General features: G+C 43.1%; 14 protein-coding genes. 8 read left to right on the forward strand and 6 right to left on the reverse strand.

The genetic code is table 11. The annotated features are described in order from the left end of the window. The first annotated feature begins 31 nt into the window (after positions 1 to 31). From accA to AACS00_RS03195, 4 genes are all read left to right on the forward strand, one after another. Complete coding sequence (gene accA, locus AACS00_RS03180) at positions 32 to 991, forward strand: acetyl-CoA carboxylase carboxyl transferase subunit alpha (RefSeq protein WP_110166508.1); 960 nt, start codon at positions 32 to 34, stop codon at positions 989 to 991. 128 nt (positions 992 to 1,119) lie between these two features. Further along, a complete protein-coding gene (gene tilS, locus AACS00_RS03185; RefSeq protein WP_110166509.1) occupies positions 1,120 to 2,466 on the forward strand; it encodes a tRNA lysidine(34) synthetase TilS in 1,347 nt (448 codons plus the stop codon). A 121-nt stretch (positions 2,467 to 2,587) separates the two neighbouring features. Continuing rightward, positions 2,588 to 2,926 (forward strand): nitrogen regulatory protein P-II, encoded by a 339-nt coding sequence (gene glnB, locus AACS00_RS03190; RefSeq protein ID WP_004394677.1) that lies wholly within the window; start codon positions 2,588 to 2,590, stop codon positions 2,924 to 2,926. Positions 2,927 to 3,018: 92 nt separating this feature from the next. Next, on the forward strand, positions 3,019 to 3,861 hold the full coding sequence (locus AACS00_RS03195; protein ID WP_072669990.1) for an endonuclease/exonuclease/phosphatase family protein: 843 nt from the start codon (positions 3,019 to 3,021) through the stop codon (positions 3,859 to 3,861). Positions 3,862 to 3,949: 88 nt separating this feature from the next. Here AACS00_RS03195 and luxN read toward each other — a convergent pair whose 3' ends face one another. Together luxN and AACS00_RS03205 are read right to left on the reverse strand one after the other, a co-directional pair. Then, complete coding sequence (luxN, locus tag AACS00_RS03200) at positions 3,950 to 6,496, reverse strand: quorum-sensing autoinducer 1 sensor kinase/phosphatase LuxN (protein ID WP_110166511.1); 2,547 nt, start codon at positions 6,494 to 6,496, stop codon at positions 3,950 to 3,952. Beyond that, the gene (locus AACS00_RS03205; RefSeq protein WP_110166512.1) at positions 6,489 to 7,688 is read right to left on the reverse strand and encodes an acyl-homoserine-lactone synthase; all 1,200 of its coding nucleotides are present in this window, start codon (positions 7,686 to 7,688) and stop codon (positions 6,489 to 6,491) included. The genes luxN and AACS00_RS03205 overlap by 8 nt, the downstream gene beginning before the upstream one ends. 322 nt (positions 7,689 to 8,010) lie before the next feature. Here AACS00_RS03205 and AACS00_RS03210 point away from each other — a divergent pair, with 322 nt between their 5' ends. Next, the gene (locus AACS00_RS03210; RefSeq protein WP_072669987.1) at positions 8,011 to 8,436 is read left to right on the forward strand and encodes a phosphate-starvation-inducible protein PsiE; all 426 of its coding nucleotides are present in this window, start codon (positions 8,011 to 8,013) and stop codon (positions 8,434 to 8,436) included. 156 nt (positions 8,437 to 8,592) lie between these two features. On the opposite strand, the gene AACS00_RS03215 is transcribed toward AACS00_RS03210, so the two are convergent. After that, positions 8,593 to 10,173, reverse strand: a complete 1,581-nt coding sequence (locus AACS00_RS03215; RefSeq protein ID WP_110166513.1) for a LysM peptidoglycan-binding domain-containing protein — start codon at positions 10,171 to 10,173, stop codon at positions 8,593 to 8,595. A 72-nt stretch (positions 10,174 to 10,245) separates the two neighbouring features. Continuing rightward, positions 10,246 to 11,004, reverse strand: a complete 759-nt coding sequence (gene gloB / locus AACS00_RS03220) for a hydroxyacylglutathione hydrolase (protein WP_110166514.1) — start codon at positions 11,002 to 11,004, stop codon at positions 10,246 to 10,248. A 36-nt stretch (positions 11,005 to 11,040) separates the two neighbouring features. Between gloB and AACS00_RS03225 the strand changes: the two genes are divergently transcribed. Next, entirely contained in the window at positions 11,041 to 11,775 is a 735-nt protein-coding gene (locus AACS00_RS03225) for a class I SAM-dependent methyltransferase (protein WP_110166515.1), read from the forward strand. 81 nt (positions 11,776 to 11,856) lie between these two features. Here the strand turns inward: AACS00_RS03225 and rnhA are convergent, their stop codons facing one another. Further along, a complete protein-coding gene (rnhA, locus tag AACS00_RS03230; protein ID WP_072669983.1) occupies positions 11,857 to 12,318 on the reverse strand; it encodes a ribonuclease HI in 462 nt (153 codons plus the stop codon). 56 nt (positions 12,319 to 12,374) lie between these two features. Between rnhA and dnaQ the strand changes: the two genes are divergently transcribed. After that, positions 12,375 to 13,115 carry a DNA polymerase III subunit epsilon gene (gene dnaQ / locus AACS00_RS03235; RefSeq protein WP_110166516.1) on the forward strand — a complete coding sequence of 247 codons (741 nt, stop codon included), beginning with the start codon at positions 12,375 to 12,377 and terminating at the stop codon, positions 13,113 to 13,115. Between the two features lie 8 nt (positions 13,116 to 13,123). Then, positions 13,124 to 14,377, forward strand: coding sequence for a TIGR03503 family protein (locus AACS00_RS03240; RefSeq protein ID WP_110166517.1), 1,254 nt, complete (start codon positions 13,124 to 13,126; stop codon positions 14,375 to 14,377). A gap of 125 nt (positions 14,378 to 14,502) precedes the next feature. On the opposite strand, the gene fadE is transcribed toward AACS00_RS03240, so the two are convergent. Next, positions 14,503 to 16,947 carry an acyl-CoA dehydrogenase FadE gene (fadE, locus tag AACS00_RS03245; RefSeq protein ID WP_110166518.1) on the reverse strand — a complete coding sequence of 815 codons (2,445 nt, stop codon included), beginning with the start codon at positions 16,945 to 16,947 and terminating at the stop codon, positions 14,503 to 14,505. Between the last annotated feature and the right edge of the window lie 209 nt (positions 16,948 to 17,156).

The following is a 17,156-nucleotide window of genomic DNA, read 5'->3' on the forward strand; positions in this document are numbered from 1 at the left end:
ATTGACGAGCTGAGTAAAAAAGGATCGGTAGATGAGCCTAAATTTTTTAGATTTTGAAAAACCTATTGTCGAGCTTGAAGCGAAAATTCAGGCGCTACGCGATGTCTCTCGTCATGGTGCAAGTTCTTCGGTTGATCTTGAAAAAGAGATCGAACAATTAGAGAAGAAAAGTTTAGAGCTAAAAAAGAAAATTTTTGGTGATTTAGGTGCATGGCAGGTCGCTCAATTGGCACGCCATCCTCAGCGCCCTTACACTCTTGATTATATCAATCATATCTTTACTGAATTCGATGAATTGGCCGGTGATCGAGCGTATGCCGATGATAAAGCCATTGTCGGTGGCATTGCCCGTTTAGATGATCAACCTGTGATGATCATTGGCCATCAAAAAGGTCGTGAAACACGCGAAAAAGTCAGACGTAACTTTGGTATGCCAAAACCAGAAGGTTATCGTAAAGCGCTGCGTTTAATGGAAATGGCTGAGCGTTTCAATATGCCTATCATTACCTTTATTGATACGGCGGGTGCTTATCCAGGTGTTGGAGCTGAAGAGCGTGGCCAGTCAGAAGCGATTGCCACGAACTTGAAAGTGATGTCCGGTTTAAAAGTGCCGATTATTTGTAACGTTGTTGGTGAAGGCGGCTCTGGTGGTGCGTTAGCGATTGGCGTCGGTGATTACGTCAATATGTTACAGTATTCAACCTATTCGGTTATTTCTCCGGAAGGCTGTGCTTCAATTTTATGGCGTGATTCTGACAAAGCGCCGCAAGCGGCCGATGCGATGGGACTCACTGCGCCTCGTTTAAAAGAGTTAGCCTTGATTGACGAAGTGGTTGAAGAGCCTCTTGGTGGTGCACATCGTAATCCTTTACAAATGGCTAATAATCTGAAGGTCACTTTGCTGCGCCAGCTCGCCGATCTACAAGGTTTGCAGCATGATGCGTTGTTAGCTCGTCGTTACCAACGTTTAATGAGCTACGGTTACTGCTAAATGGCCATTAATCGTTTGATGATGATTCACTGAATCTGATTAAAAGGGCTGGAGAGAATCCAGCCCTTTTGCTTTTCTGTCTCCAGCGATACACTGAGCATTATTTATCTCGACCTAAGAAGATCAGTATGGATTTGTACCAGCATTTTTCTCATCAACTGCAAGCCCATGATACGAAAGATTTGGTTTTGGCGTTTAGTGGCGGTGTCGACTCACGAGTGCTGTTGCATTTACTGGCTCAATATCGAGATCAGTATGCGGTTAATGTGCGTGCGGTGCATGTCCATCATGGATTGAGTCGTAATGCCGATCATTGGGTTGAGCAATGCCGAACTTGGTGTCATCAAAACCATATCCTCTTTGATGTTGAATATGTCACACTCGATCGCAATAGCGGTGAAAGTCTTGAAAAATTAGCACGCGATGAGCGCTATCGGGTATTAGCGCAATACGTCAACCAGCAAGATACCTTATTATTGGGCCATCATGCCGATGACCAACTAGAGACTTTTTTTTTGGCTTTGAAGCGAGGAAGTGGCCCTAAGGGGTTGTCTGCTATGGCCGCCTGTGCTTCCTTTAGTCAAGGTCAATTACTTCGGCCACTGTTAACCGTCACTCGACAACAGATTGAACAATTTGCCCAATCTCATCAATTATCGTCAGTCAATGATGAAAGCAATGCTGATCTGCGCTATGACCGTAACTTTTTACGACACCAAGTTGCGCCAATTCTTACTCAGCGTTGGTCCTCTTTTCGTCAAGCCGTACAACGCAGTGCCGAATTATGTGCAGAACAAGAAACGTTAATTGAAGAGTTGTTGGCGGAAAAACTGGCGAAGATGATTAACTCTGACGGTGCTTTATCGATTCAAGGACTAAAAGAATGTAGCGATGCCATGCGGCGACAACTGATCCGTGCGTGGCTAGCCAAGCAGCAGCGTGCGCTACCCAGTCGCCAGCATACCGAGATGATCTGGAGTCAAGTGGCACTGGCAGAGGCGGGCGCTAACCCGATTTTACATCTCAAAGCGTATGATATTCGTCGTTTTAATGATCTTCTTTTTTGTGTTAATTCCGTCGCCGATATCAGTGAGTGGCGGCAAAAGATCCGCTTAGATACCCCCCTTATACTTCCCGATCGACTTGGCGAGTTAACTTTATCGTTAAATCGACAAGGCAATATCCGTTTACCGGATGAGCCTGAGGCTTTGCAAGTGGTCTTTGATCCGACAGGGCTAAGTGCCTGTCCAGTGGGTCGAGCTGGATCTCGTAAATTGAAGAAGCTATTCCAAGAATACGCCATACCCAGCTGGCAACGACGTCGTATGCCGATTTTACTCGAGCACAATAGGGTCGTCGCTATCGCAGATTTATTTGTCGATCGTGATTTTGTTGGGCAAGAGTGCCAACTGATCTGGGATAAGTCGCCGATGATTTCTTTGCACAGAAATGAGCCTAAGCAGAGTAATACTTAGGCTTTGTATTGATTGTTACCTATCGCTAACCGATAATACGCAGCATAAGTTAGGTGAATTCAAGGTGATGTTTGGATTGGCTCAACAATACTCTGATAACGAAACCGTGTAAGGGATGAACATGAAAAAGATCGAAGCGATTATCAAACCATTTAAACTGGATGATGTCCGTGAAGCGTTGGCAGAAGTCGGGATCACGGGGATGACGGTCTCTGAAGTGAAGGGGTTTGGTCGCCAAAAAGGGCATACTGAACTCTATCGTGGTGCCGAGTACATGGTGGATTTTTTACCTAAAGTAAAATTAGAAATTGTCGTCAGTGAAGAGATGGCCGATCAGTGTGTGGATACCATCATTGAAACGGCGCAAACGGGAAAAATTGGTGATGGAAAAATCTTCGTCAGTGATATTCAGCGAGTGGTACGTATTCGTACTGGTGAAGAAGATGAAGATGCGATTTAATCATTACCACTTAAGAGATTAAAAGTTGTTTCGCTTCTTAGACGTTAAGTGATAAGAAGTGAAACCGTTTGTTTTCTATTCTGGTGAGTCTAATGAAAAAACGCTATCTTTTACTTTTACCAGTAATGATAACACTGACGGTCACGATTATTTTTCATCTTATATTCTCTATTTCTAAACAGCCACAACTGCTCACCTTAGGTCAAGATACGCTGGGGAGAGATTTAGTTTGTTATCAAAACCCTCACGCTGAACCGATTGATCATGATGGTCAGTTAACGGTATTGGTGTGGAATATCTACAAACAAAATCGTGAAAACTGGTCGAGTGAACTGACCCGATACAGTGAACATGCTCAATTACTTTTGCTGCAAGAAGCGAATATGACTGCTGAGCTACGTCAGTGGATCAGTCAACAAGCTTGGGACGGTGCTTATGTTGATGCGTTTCGTGTCTTTGGTGCCTCTTCTGGGGTACTCAATCTTAGCTATCATATGCCACGTTTAGCTTGTGCCTATACGCAACTAGAACCTTGGTTGCGCCTACCTAAATCGGGTATTTTTGCTCATTATGCGCTGAGTGATGGTCAAACCTTGGCCGTGGTTAATTTGCATGCAGTTAACTTTACCTATGGGCAAAAAGCTTATCGTGAGCAACTTGAATCTCTGCTTAGTGCGTTAAGGAAACATAATGGGCCGATGATTGTTGCTGGTGATTTTAATAGCTGGAATCAACAGCGAGCGCGATTTTTAAAGTCGGCATTGTTATCACTGCACATGAAGGAAGTCGAATTTTCTCCTGATCAGCGGCTAAGGTTTATGAAGGGGTTACCTTTGGATCACGTCTTTTATAAAGGATTAACCTTAGAACAAGCTCAAGCGCCAGAATCTGATGCCTCTGATCATAATCCAATGTTGGTGTCTTTTCGTTTATAGGCCTTGATAAATAGGCACTTTAAGCCGCAATACAGCTTGTTTGTACCTCGCAGTGTCAGCCTGTTGATGGTAGCTTGGCTATGTTGGCTTATTGATATTCAGTATTCGATAGCACATTTTTACCAAACCAATATCGAATCAGATCTTGTAATGCCGGTAAGGAGGTCGGTTTTTCTAGGCGGCCATCCATCAATAGGCTGATCATCTTTAGCTCATGGTTACCTGATTCTCCGGATAGTGCGATGATTGGAGTGTTAGGCGTATGCGCTTTGATGATTTGACTAGCCTCAAAGCCATTCATAACCGGCATTTGAATATCCATTAAAATCAAATCAATAGGCTGTGTTTTAACGATATTTACCGCACTTTCACCGTTGTTGGCTTGCACGCTATCAATCCCTAGTTGATCTAAATACAGTTTAACTAATGTACGCTGTATCTCTTTATCATCGACAATCAGTATGGTCGGGGTTGGATTAGGGTTTGATAACGGCTGTGGATTGGGGAGGCTATCTTCCTTAGCCGTTTGATTTGAGTGCCAATCGTTGAAATAAGGGGTTCGCAGCGAATCTGCTCGTGGTGCATTGGGCACAATCGGAAAGTACAAATGAAATTCCGTAAACTCCCCCAATTTAGATTTACATTCAATCCGACCACCAAATGAACGCATGACGCGTTGGCAGTAGCCGAGCCCTAAACCACTCCCGCCACTTTTTTGGTAAGAGAAAAAGTCCTCGAAAATCTTATCAGCAATAGCCTCATCAATACCTGGCCCCGTGTCTTTAAATATTAATACGTGTTCATAACTGCCTATTTGGGTTGTTATTTCAATTTGACTATCAGGGTAGGAGTCAAAATAATAGATGGCATTACGAATCAGGTTGAAAATAACAAAGTTGAATAAGGTTTCATTGAGTTTTACGACAAAGTCGTCTTGTTGTGGTAAGTGAATTCGCTCAATCACTTTCTCATTCTCAAAACCGTACTGGCTGACTGCTTGATCGACCGCTTTGTGAATAGAAGTCATTGTCACCGGTTCGTGTTCTGGCGAAGTATCGCTCACTTCACGTAAGATGATATCTATGAGTTGGCGTCCACGTTGAATGGCAGCTTGGCCATTCTCTATCTCTAATTTTATCTGTTGAGCAGAAGATTGACGTTCAACATGCTTCTTTAAAATCTCAAAACACAATTGAACTTGAGACAGTGGATTGCGCATTTCATGAGCGATCGAATTGGCCAGTGCACGGCTTTGATGAATGCGACGATCAGCTTCAATAATACTTTGTATTCGGGTTAATAAGGTTTGAAGAGCAGAGATTTCTTCGTGAGAAAACATCTGATTATTGATCTTATGCGGTGATATTAATAAATGTGTCACTGATTTACCATGACCGAATAGTGGCATCACTAATGCGGTATTGTTGGCGCTCATTTTATCATAGAGCGCTTTGACTGGACTTTTTTCGGCGTTTTTATCATCCAGTTTTTCAAACAGTTCATCAAAGACTAGGGCCGTTTGTTTAGAGGAAAGGTAACATGCGTAAACAGACTCACTGTGGTTACTGCTAACCAGACGCAGCTTATCACTTGGTATTTGTAATAATTCTCCCAAACGGCGCATTGCATTATCGATGGACAGTTTAAAATCTTCTTCTAAAGCGAGAATTTGCTCAACGGGTGTCTGTCGATTGCCATAAATCAGTAATGAGGCATAACGACTTACTTTTTTATAAAGTGGCTGCCAAGTAATACCGATCAGCGCGCAAAATGGAATGACAAACAGCCACTGATGACTATCGGTGATAGGAATAAAAATGGCACCTAAAGGGATAGTCAAAACACCACACACCAACAGAGTATTAAGGCCTAGGTAAGTAAGGTATTCGACGCTGTAGAAGCGTGATGTTAATAGGGCATAGCCTACAAATAACATTTCACTGATCGAGAGCGCTGGCGGTAGCCAAGTGAGTGAAAAATTTTGAAGGAAAAAGGTAAAGCCTACATGGAGTACTAATGTTGACAGCATGTATACTAAGATACCTGCAATCATATAGTTAGTTTTGGCTAATGTTAGTTTACTACTATTGGTTCGCATTGCGACCAAGTTAAATAATGTTAGTATCACTGAACATAGCATTGCACTAAAGAAGTATGGCGTATGTGATCCAAACTCAATAATAAACTCGCTTGGCCCTATTATCTCAACATGCTTTATCGTAAGGTTAGATTGTGAATTAATGATTATCGAATAGGCCGCGATAGTAATGAATATTAGTCGTTGCCAAAGATATATTTTACCTTTTCTTTGTTCGGCAGAGAGCTGACATGAAAAATAGTAGGCAAAAACAAAAGCTAGTGATGCAGCAATATTGGCAAGCTCTGCCATAAAAATAGCGCTATCTGTACCAAGTTCAACGAGCCAATCAGTATGAAAATACGAATTGCTTATTATCCAAGCAATGATACAACAGGAATAGGCGATATAAGAAGCATGATATGTACCGAATACCACTTTATTTTTTTGTTTAAGGCGATAAAAGTAGTAAGTTAACCAGATTAACACTATCGCTACGCTAGTAAGAAGTGTAATTGCTTTAGTATAGAGAATTGCTCCTAAATTGATATCAAGCATACTCTCTCCTTTTCATTATAGTATCCTGCTTACTTTGACGGACTGCTTGTTTATAGTCATAAAAGTCATTATTACTAAAGGCTTTGTCCAACATTTCAATAATCCAGAATCCGCGGAATGTCCTTTTATGGTCGTTATTTAAATTACAATATCCAGAATGAAAATACGCTTTGGGCTCAATAGTTTTATAAAAGTTAAGTATGAAAGGTTGTTCGATAATAGTAAAACTGACTTTGTATCCAACCAGATGTAATATTCGAACAAGTTTTTTTTGAGCAAGATAGAGAAAATAGAGCTTTTGTTGAGTATTACCACTGACTGTCAAGCGTAGTATTTCGCAGACGGCGCTTTTGACGGACAATCGTAATTGAAATTGCCGATCGAATTCTGGTAGAGAGTCGCATTTTGACAATGTTGGCTGGAAAATAGGCAAGGCAGCGAAAACATCATACCCTTGATCGGGTAAACAAAATTGCCACTGTTTATTGCTAAATTGCGGCGCATAACTGAGCCACGTCTGACGCGATGACCAATCTTGTACTAACATTGAAGCGACTAAAATAGGTACCTTTCCATCATTAGGGTGTTTGAGCAACACGAAGTGTTTGCCCGTTTGTGATAATGACAATAGAGGCAACATCTCGTACCACTTCTCACCTTGGATAAACAGCTCAAGATTGCTTAAGGTGATGGCCTCTTTGATGAGCATTTTTTGCGGATGACTTGGCGTCGTGACGAGAAGATCGGAATTTTCTATGTTGTCGATCAATAAGCCATAGTAAGCCTGATCTTCCAGTGGCAGCTCAATATCACCATCACCAGCGGCAGTATCAATGACGGAGTTCGCTTTGATGGCTGCTATCTCACATTCACACCAAAAGTCCAGCCAATGTCGGTAACACTCGCTCACTACTTGCTCAAGTAGTGCTATCTCTTCAGATAAGGTGCTTGGATAATTCTGAATGAGTTCGCGATAGTCGATCTGCTCAAATAATACAGAGAAACTTTTATTACGATGCTCAGGAAAAAGAGTGACTAATTGCTGTTTACGATGCTCTGTCACCGAGAGGAATAGCTCGGAACGCTGTTGCGATGGATAGGTGTTGATTACCAACGCGATGAGCATTTGTTGTTTTTGGTCAACAGGCATATCGCCCGTCAACAGTGAACGTAAAGATAATATTAATTGCATCGAGTGAACCTAGCCTAGGTTTATTTAATTATTTTTATTGAGGAAAGCATTAGTAATATTCAGTTAATTAACGATAACATATTGAAAACTAGTAGCATATCCGATGGCAAGTCTACTACTTGCGTTGTTCGTTCACAACTTAGTTTTGGATAGCTCAAAAAATGTGACGTGGTTAAATGAGAATATTGAAGAATGACTGAGGGGGAGGCTGATGATTGAGCGATAAACCTTGTTTAAGTAGGTATTGAATCCCTTAATCAATCTGAGCGTAAGCATGATAAACTCAATGTCTATCTATTTAGATTTATTGGGATAAACCATTATGCCGTCAAATTTACCTAAATCGTTTAGCCGTCCATTTTTAAAAATGTTTCATCTATTGGAAGCGGTACTACTTATTGCCATCACTTTGGCAACGGTATATGCCATTGGACACGAGTTCATACATATTTTTGTTGAAAAACAAGTATTACTGACGGATATCCTGTTGATGTTCATTTATCTCGAGGTGTTGGCGATGGTGCAGCAATTTGTCGTTAATGGCAAAATTCCTGTCCGTTATCCTATCTACATCGCGATAATGGCCATTGCCCGTTATATTACCTTAGGTATGAAAGATTTGGATGCAATCCCTGTTGTTTGGCTCTCTTTTGCGGCGTTTATTTTAGCAGCGGCAACACTGCTCATTCGTGCTGGACATCACTATTGGCCGTACATCGATAGACATACTCAAGATAAAGACGAATAGTTAATTTAGCAAAGCTGATGAGAACGTTATTGATACTCAAAGTGGGCTGATTGAGACCAAGGTTGCCACTTTAGGGTCAATCATCACAAGGTAAGTGTTTGTCTTTTTAATACACGAAAAAAGAGTGATACGTTGCGTATCACTCTTTGACCCGATTCACACGCTCACTTGCGTTACATCCACGTACAGTTTTAAGCGTTGCCCCGGTTGTAAGTATCGTTGATTGGCAAGCTCATTCCATTTGATGATATCTTGGGTATTGATCTTAAAGCGCGAAGCAATATCGCTTAAGGTATCGCCACTACGCACTTGATAAAATACAGTGCGGATGATCGCCCCTTCACTGCTTTGTTTCCAAATGACCAATTGTTGACCCACTCGTAGAGTATCTTGTGGGCTCATTGCATTCCAACGCGCTAGGGCTTGATAAGAAACATTGTGCGCGCGAGCGATTGTCCATAGGCTTTCACCACTGCGTACGGTGTGATTCAGTTTGTATTGACCTCGCGCTAAAGATTGTGTTCTTGCTAGGCGGTTATTAGCGCTTAATGCGTAAGCTTCTTCATCCGTGACTGAGGTTGGGATCATTAAATGTTGCCCGACACGAATCGTATGACTGGTGAGATTGTTAGCGGTTTGAATAATTTGTGTGGTGGTGTTGTGCCGCTGAGCTATCACACTTAGGCTATCACCGGCTTGTACTTGATAGCGAACCAACTTCATCCCTTTACCACGGTTGGATTCGACTTGCTCACTAAACTCATCCACTTTATCGATGGGTATTAATAGTTGATGCGGACCTTCTGGCGCAGTCGCCCACTGATTATAGGCGGGATTATAGCTTTGTAATTCTTTAACGCTGATCCCTGCATAATTGGCCGCAATGGCTAAATCTAACTGCTCTTGAGGGTCAACCAAGGCTAATACTGGTTGATTACGAATACTAGGAATGCTGATCCCATATTGCTCTTGATTAGCAACAATATCTGCCAAGGCGAGTAGTCTAGGCACATAACTACTGGTTTCTTTTGGCAAATCTAAAGAGAAAAAGTCGGTATCTTTACCGAGTCGAGTATTTTTTCTTATTGCACTCGAGACTCGGCCACCACCGCTATTATAGGCTGCAATGGCTAAATACCAATCACCGTCAAAACGCTGATTCAAACGAGCTAAGTATTCGAGGGCAGCATCGGTCGCGGCAACCACATCTCGACGTCCGTCATACCAAAAGTTTTGCTCCAAACCAAACATATTGCCTGTGGCGGGCACAAATTGCCATAATCCGGCGGCTCGACCATGAGAGTAGGCAAAGGCATCGAATGAGCTTTCTACGATCGGCAGTAAAGCCAGCTCTAACGGCAGCTCTCGTTGTTCAATCTTTTCAGTGATTAAGTACAAAAATGGTTCGGCACGTTTGGCAACAGTGACGAGATGATTGGGATGATTAAGATACCAATTACGATAATAATCGACCGTGGGGTCGTCAGCGATTGGTAAGCTTAGTTGCATGGCTATACGTTGCCATACATCATCTTGTTCTTGCGGTGAGCGAACTTCAATTTTAGGCGTCGTCACGTGAGGTTTAACGGCTTTCTTAGGTGCTTTTTGCACTTGAACCTGCTGATGGTTGGTTTTTACCTTCCCTTCATTGGTTTCTGAACTGGTCTCTATCTCTGGCTGGGTAAGCTGGCAACCTGCCAATAGCAGTGCAATTACCCAGCTGAATTGTACTCGCATATCACACAGCCTTGTCATAAATTGGCTGCTGATAATACTTGTCGTATTGAGCGGATGACAAGTAGCAAATCGTTAAAATTCATTCTTCCACTCACGCAAGGCGCTAAAAATAGCGAGTGGATCATGCTGTGTCGTTCGATTAGCGACGGACTTAATCACGCTCGGAACCTCGGTACGTAAGAAAGGATTGACCCATTTTTCACGTTGTAAGGTAGTAGGGAGTGTAGGTTGGCCTTGTGCGCGCATACGAATAACCGTATCTCGATAAATTTGTAACTGTTCGTTATCGGGCTCCACTGCCATCGCAAAAGCGACATTACTGGCTGTGTATTCATGAGCACAATAGATTTCGGTTTCTTCCGGTAGACTCAGTAATTTATTGAGTGAGGAAAACATTTGCTCCATTGTGCCCTCAAATACGCGACCACAGCCTGCAGAAAACAGAACATCGCCACAAAAAAGCTTGCTGTCGCCTACGTATCCGATATGACCTAATGTATGCCCGGGGAGGCCTAAGACCATAAAACGTTCATTGAACAACTCAATTTGGTCACCATCTTCAACAGGATGAGTGAGAGTGGGGATCGGTTCTTGAGCGGGCCCAACAACGTCTACATGAGGATATTGGCGGACTAATTCGGCGACACCACCAATATGATCGTGATGGTGATGAGTGATCAGAATGGCTTCTAAGGTTAATTTTTGTTGTTGTAAGTAAGCTAAAACAGGTTGAGCATCTCCAGGATCAACGACGGCACAACGGCGATCGCTATTTTCAATCAGCCAGATGTAATTGTCATTAAATGCAGGTATGCTTTTGATGTGTAACATGAGTTATCTCCAGTCACGTGGTAAAGCGATTTAGCAATGAAACCAGCACGCAGTCAAAAAAAAATTGAGAGTCCGCATTCTTGGTCCCAACTCAAAAATGGCCAGTGGGTGTGCGAATCTATTCAAACCCGGCTTGACGAGTGGTGTCCTAAGCTTTTCGGTTATCACATGCTAAAATTGGGTGGTTTGAGCTGTGAGCTGTCCAGTAGTAATTGTACTATTCAACATCAAGTTCATCTGGATATCCATAATCCACTTCATACGGTTATCGCCGATGCTTATGATTTACCCTTTTTGGAAAAGAGTATTGATGTCGCGATTATTGCTCATCAATTAGATTACTGTAACGATCCACACCGAATATTGCGTGAAGTAGACCGAGTTTTAATTGATGATGGTTATGTGATTATTACGGGTTTTAATCCGATCAGTTTAACTGGTCTTGCTAGTATGATGCCTTGGCGCAAACATAATCTTCCTTGGAGTGGACGAATGTTTACCTCGAGCCGCATTAAAGATTGGCTCAGTGTGCTGAACTATCAAGTGTTAGAATGTGATCAATACGCGCTTTTTCCGATGCAAAAATATCGTCCGCTGTGGGCTTGGTTAGAAAATGCCATGGGTGGCTGGGCGAGTCCGTTAGGAAGCTTATATTTCATTGTTGCTCGTAAACGAACCTATCCACTTAAACCGATCAAACCGCACTGGCGTTTGAAGCGGCGTTTCTCGCCAGTCGGTTTTAACTATCGGGTCAAGTCAGAAGATCAATAGTTGATGTTATTTCCAAGCGCTTGTTGATCCAGACGATAGCGAGCCTATGTGCCATTCTAAGTTGACTTGGTAGTCATGAATTTAGGGTTGATAACCGACATCGTCTTCCGTTGGGTTTTCCGCCGCGCTACGTGCCAATTGATCACACATTTCATTTTCACGGTGACCGGCGTGGCCTTTTACCCAGCGCCAGTCTACTTTATGTCTTGCGGTTTCTTTTTCTAAGGCTTGCCATAAATCGGCATTTTTCACGGGTTTTTTATCTGCCGTTTTCCAGCCTCGTTGCTTCCAGTTATGAATCCATTGAGTGATGCCTTGACGAACATATTGGCTGTCGGTGGTTAGGATCACATTGCAAGGTTCTTTTAAGCTTTGCAGTGCGATGACTGCTGCGAGCATTTCCATTCGGTTATTCGTGGTGAGACGATAGCCTTTTGATAAGGTTTTTTCGGTTTGTTTATAGCGTAGCACTACGCCATAACCACCGGGGCCTGGATTACCTAAGCACGACCCATCAGTGAAAATTTCCACTTGTTTGTTCATGATTTGATACTATTGGATTATTCACACAATTGGCATAGTCTGACATAGATATCCTTATGAATACTAGCAGCAATTCGCAACACAATCGTATTGTGGTGCTTGATACCGAAACGACGGGTATGAACTTTGAAGGTGGACCTCATTATGAAGGGCACCGAATTATTGAGATCGGCGCGGTTGAAATTATCAATCGCAAGTTAACTGGACGGCATTTCCATGTTTATTTAAAACCGGATCGTGAGATTCAACCTCAAGCAATTGAAGTTCATGGTATTACCGATGCCTTCTTAGTCGATAAGCCACAATATAAAGAAGTCCATCAGGAGTTTTTGGATTTTATCAAAGGGGCTGAATTAGTGGCTCATAACGCGTCATTTGACGTCGGCTTTATGGATTATGAGTTTGCCAAAATAAACCCTGCGATCGGCAAAACTGAGCAGTATTGCAAAATTACCGATACCTTGGCGATGGCGAAGAAAATCTTCCCCGGTAAGCGCAATAACCTAGATATTCTTTGTGATCGTTACGGGATAGATAATTCGCATCGAACCTTGCACGGCGCTTTGCTTGATGCGGAAATCCTCGCGGATGTTTATTTATTAATGACCGGGGGGCAGACATCATTACAGTTTTCTGCCAGTTCACAAAGTGGCGAGCCGGCTGGTAGTTTTGTGCAGCGCGTACAAGGTGAGAGGAAAAACCTTAAGGTTTTGCGTGCATCAGCCGATGAAATAGAAGCTCACCAACAACGTTTGGATGTGGTTGAAAAAAGTGGAATTTGCCTCTGGCGTCAGTAGGAGAGAGTATGTTACGGCTAGGAATAGTGATACTGAGTTTGTTATGCAGTATAGGAAGTTTTGCCAGCAATGAATCATCGCTTACCTTGCTTGATAACCGTTTTCGGGTGGATCCTACGATTTCACAAATTACCTTTGTCATTTATCGAGAGCAAAACTCCCGTCCTGTGGTATTAGTTCGCCCGGATGGCTTTAAGTATTATGCTTCTCGTCACCCTGATTACGTTCGATGGTATCAAGAGTCATCAATGGACATTGTTTCGATTGATAAACCGATGCCGGGACCATGGCAAGCTATCGGACAGATTTCGCCCAATAACCACGTGCGTTTGATTTCGCATTTGCAATTGGAAACTGATCAATTACCACATCGCTTATATCAAGATGAAACAATTAAATTTACCGCGCGTTTAACCTCGGACGGTGAGCCGCTGTTATTAAGAGATTTCCTTGATCGGGTTAAGCTTACCGTGACCTTTACTCGTTATGTCGACGATGAACAACAGTTACCTCAAGAAATGCGACCAATTCCGGAAGTCATTGGTCAATTTACCGATGATGGTCGAGGATTAGATGAAAAGCCGGGTGATGGTGTTTTTACCGTTGCTTTACCGATAACTCCTGAACCGGGTAAGTATCGTGTGCGTATTACATCAGGCAATGGCGTCTTTTTACGCGCTCAAGAGCAGGTGATTTTGGTTTATCCCACTCCTGTCGTGGCCACCTTTATTCAATCTCGTACCCAAGGTGTCGCCCACCAAATCAGTTTTAATGGTGAGCGAGGGATGATAGAGCCAGGCTCAATGGTCGCTCATATCGAGCATCGAGAGTTAGGGCAGCCACCATTCCTTGCCCAAGGACAAGCCGATCCTTCTGCTTTAGGTGTTGTTCTAACGGTCCCTAATGAGAAGCAATTTGGTAATTTTGCATGGAATGGGCAAGTATATGCAACGGATTTATCCACGCAAAGGCCGCTCATCTTTCCCATTCGAGAACAAACTTATGGCGTGGTCAGTGAAATTGATTTAGCGACGACTCGGCGTATGCAAGAAGCTGAGTTAGAAAATCTTCGTCGTTTAGAGCAAGAAAAGCTCATTCAACACATGCGAGAGCAAGCGCGTCGGCGTACGATGATGTACATTATTTTTGGTAATCTTTTTGTTATTGTTGTTGCACTTGCTGGATGGTTTATTCATCGTAAGCTGAAAGCGAAAGCGGTTGCTACGCAAGAAATGAATCTAAATATTCCGAAAAAACCGTAAACTACCATTGCTAAGAAGAGAAAATAACCGCAACAAAAAAGGAGGCTAGCCTCCTTTTTGTTTATTGAGCAAACGCTAAACGCTCGTTTTTTCTGATTGAGTTGTCCCCTTTTTCTCGTTTGAAGTTACGCGACTTCTTCGAGTTTGGGGTGAGACTTTTTTGCGGCAAGTTCCTGCGGGTCAAAATCATCTACGTTAATCGTGTATAGACGATGGGCCTCAGCTTCAATCAATAGATCTGCTTCCCACTGAGTAAGCAACTGCTTCTCTAAACCGATTTTCGCTAGCTGATCTAACTGAGTAAAGGGGCGACGCTGATTGAGCGCGTCACACATCTTAGTAAAGATTGGCTCAGCTTGGAGAATAATACTCAACGCTTGTTCTATCTTACCTGCTGGGTTGTGTTCGGTTGGCAATAAGTATTGATTACGTCCTAAGCGTGAACGTGCAGCACTAGGGGTTTGCAAGATCTGAGCAACCTGACTATCTAAATGGTCATTGGGCGCTTTACGAACTCGTCCAATAGGCATAATCAGAACGCGAAGTAACTTACCAATAATAGGATTAGGGAAGTTAGCTAAGAACTCATCAATCGCTAGTTCAGTTTGCTTCAAGCTATCTTGCAGTCCCCAATGGACAAACGGTAAATCTTCACTTGGTCGTCCATCATTTTCAAAGCGTTTTAGAGTCGCAGAGCTTAAGTACAATTGACTTAATATGTCTCCAAGACGGGCGGATAAGCGCTCTCTACGTTTGAGAGAACCACCCAGAACCGCCATCGAAATATCGGCCAGTAATGCTAAGTTGGCACTGTAACGATTAAGTTTTTGGTAATAACGCTTGGTGGGGCCTTTGTTTGGCGCTGCCGAGCCATAGCCATCGGTAATCCCAAACCAAATACTGCGCACCAAGTTACTTAACGTGAAGGAAACATGGCCGGCAAGAGCTTGGTCAAACTGCTCAACGGCATCTGAACGGTCTGAGTATGCGGCTTCCATCTCTTTTAGCACATAAGGATGGCAGCGGATTGCACCCTGACCAAAGATGATCATGGAGCGGGTTAAAATATTCGCGCCCTCAACGGTAATGGCAATCGGTGAACCTTGGTAACCGCGTGCCAAAAAGTTGGCTGGGCCTAAGCAGATCCCTTTACCGCCGACAATATCCATCGCATCGATAATTGAGCGTTGACCACGATGAGTACAGTGATATTTAACAATCGCTGAAATAACCGACGGTTTTTCGCCTAAATCGATGCCTGCCACGGTTAAATTACTCGCTGCATCCATCACATAAGCGTTACCGCCTAAGCGAGCGAGTGGTTCTTCAATGCCTTCCATCTGGCCGATAGGCTGTTTAAACTGGCGACGTATACGTGCATAAGCTCCGGTTGCTAACGCCGCAGTTTTTAGGCCACCCGTTGAGTTTGAGGGAAGAGTGATACCACGACCAACCGATAGACACTCCACCAACATACGCCAACCTTGCCCCGCCATTTTTGGCCCACCAATGATGAAATCAAGGGGCACAAAGAGATCGGTCGCTCGGGTCGGACCATTTTGGAAAGGGACATTGAGCGGGAAATGACGATTACCAATCTCAACTCCTTTTAAGTGAGTTGGGATCAAAGCACAGGTAATACCTAGCTCAGGTGTATCACCTAATAAGCCATCAGGATCTCGTAGTTTAAAAGCTAAGCCAAGTACCGTAGCGACGGGCGCTAAAGTGATATAACGCTTGTTCCAGGTGAGACGCATACCAAGTACTTCTTTTCCTTCCCATTCGCCTTTGCAGACCACGCCAAAATCTGGAATAGAGCCAGCATCTGAGCCTGCTTCTGGGCTGGTAAGTGCAAAGCAGGGGATCTCTTTACCTTCCGCGAGGCGAGGTAAATAGTAGTCTTTCTGCTCTTGGGTACCATAATGTTGCAACAGCTCACCTGGGCCTAAAGAGTTTGGAACACCAACGGTGGAGGAAAGTACTCCCGATACACCAGTTAATTTTTGCAGTACCAGAGATTGCGCATAAGCTGAAAATTCTAAACCGCCGTACTTTTTCTTAATGATCATCGCGAAAAATTTATGATCTTTAAGATATTGCCAGACTTCAGGGGGAAGATCGGCCAGTTCATGAGTGACTTGATAGTCATTAACCATTGCGCAGACTTCGTTAACCGGGCCATCTAAGAAAGCCTGTTCTTCCGCACTCAGTGTTGGAGCTTTGATATTTTTCAGTTGTTGCCAGTCTGGTTTACCTTTAAATAGTTCGGCTTCCCACCATACAGTTCCAGCTTCGAGGGCCTCTTTCTCTGTTTGTGACATAGCAGGTAAAACTTTTTTAAAGACACGTAGAGCTTTACCACTGATTAAACTTTGGCGAACGGATGGTACCGCAAAAATAGCGATTGCTGTTAAATAGATAACCCAGCCAAAGAAGCCTATTGGACCAAACAAAGTTAAGCCAAACATGGTTAAGGTTAAAGCGACTAATCCAGTAAAGAGTGAAGTGCGATGGTATAAGCAAGCGCTTAAGACCAACAAGACTCCAAGTATAGAGAGCAAGATATCCATAATTATTTCCTTTTACAGACTCAATGAGACCTGATTGGTTGGGTGGTCTAACCAGTTGGATTGTAATCAATATATTAATGAAATGTAAAACGTCAAATCGGTCAAAAAGTGATCTCAGTGAAAAGAAAACTGTAAATTGTGCGTCAAGCGTCAATTTTGGAGTGGAAATAACATCAGATTAGGTCAATTTGTTGAGTGCTGACTCTCGA

The sequence above is a fragment of the Vibrio sp. 11986-1-5 genome (genome assembly GCF_963878025.1).
In the GTDB taxonomy this organism is placed as follows: Bacteria; Pseudomonadota; Gammaproteobacteria; order Enterobacterales; family Vibrionaceae; genus Vibrio; species Vibrio injensis.

Bases quoted from the DNA above. Each gene is read 5' to 3' on its own strand.
- accA (WP_110166508.1), top strand. From the start codon at position 32: ATGAGCCTAAATTTTTTAGATTTTGAAAAACCTATTGTCGAGCTTGAA.
- tilS (WP_110166509.1), top strand. From the start codon at position 1,120: ATGGATTTGTACCAGCATTTTTCTCATCAACTGCAAGCCCATGATACG.
- glnB (WP_004394677.1), top strand. From the start codon at position 2,588: ATGAAAAAGATCGAAGCGATTATCAAACCATTTAAACTGGATGATGTC.
- AACS00_RS03195 (WP_072669990.1), top strand. From the start codon at position 3,019: ATGAAAAAACGCTATCTTTTACTTTTACCAGTAATGATAACACTGACG.
- luxN (WP_110166511.1), bottom strand. From the start codon at position 6,496: ATGCTTGATATCAATTTAGGAGCAATTCTCTATACTAAAGCAATTACA.
- AACS00_RS03205 (WP_110166512.1), bottom strand. From the start codon at position 7,688: ATGCAATTAATATTATCTTTACGTTCACTGTTGACGGGCGATATGCCT.
- AACS00_RS03210 (WP_072669987.1), top strand. From the start codon at position 8,011: ATGCCGTCAAATTTACCTAAATCGTTTAGCCGTCCATTTTTAAAAATG.
- AACS00_RS03215 (WP_110166513.1), bottom strand. From the start codon at position 10,173: ATGCGAGTACAATTCAGCTGGGTAATTGCACTGCTATTGGCAGGTTGC.
- gloB (WP_110166514.1), bottom strand. From the start codon at position 11,004: ATGTTACACATCAAAAGCATACCTGCATTTAATGACAATTACATCTGG.
- AACS00_RS03225 (WP_110166515.1), top strand. From the start codon at position 11,041: ATGAAACCAGCACGCAGTCAAAAAAAAATTGAGAGTCCGCATTCTTGG.
- rnhA (WP_072669983.1), bottom strand. From the start codon at position 12,318: ATGAACAAACAAGTGGAAATTTTCACTGATGGGTCGTGCTTAGGTAAT.
- dnaQ (WP_110166516.1), top strand. From the start codon at position 12,375: ATGAATACTAGCAGCAATTCGCAACACAATCGTATTGTGGTGCTTGAT.
- AACS00_RS03240 (WP_110166517.1), top strand. From the start codon at position 13,124: ATGTTACGGCTAGGAATAGTGATACTGAGTTTGTTATGCAGTATAGGA.
- fadE (WP_110166518.1), bottom strand. From the start codon at position 16,947: ATGGATATCTTGCTCTCTATACTTGGAGTCTTGTTGGTCTTAAGCGCT.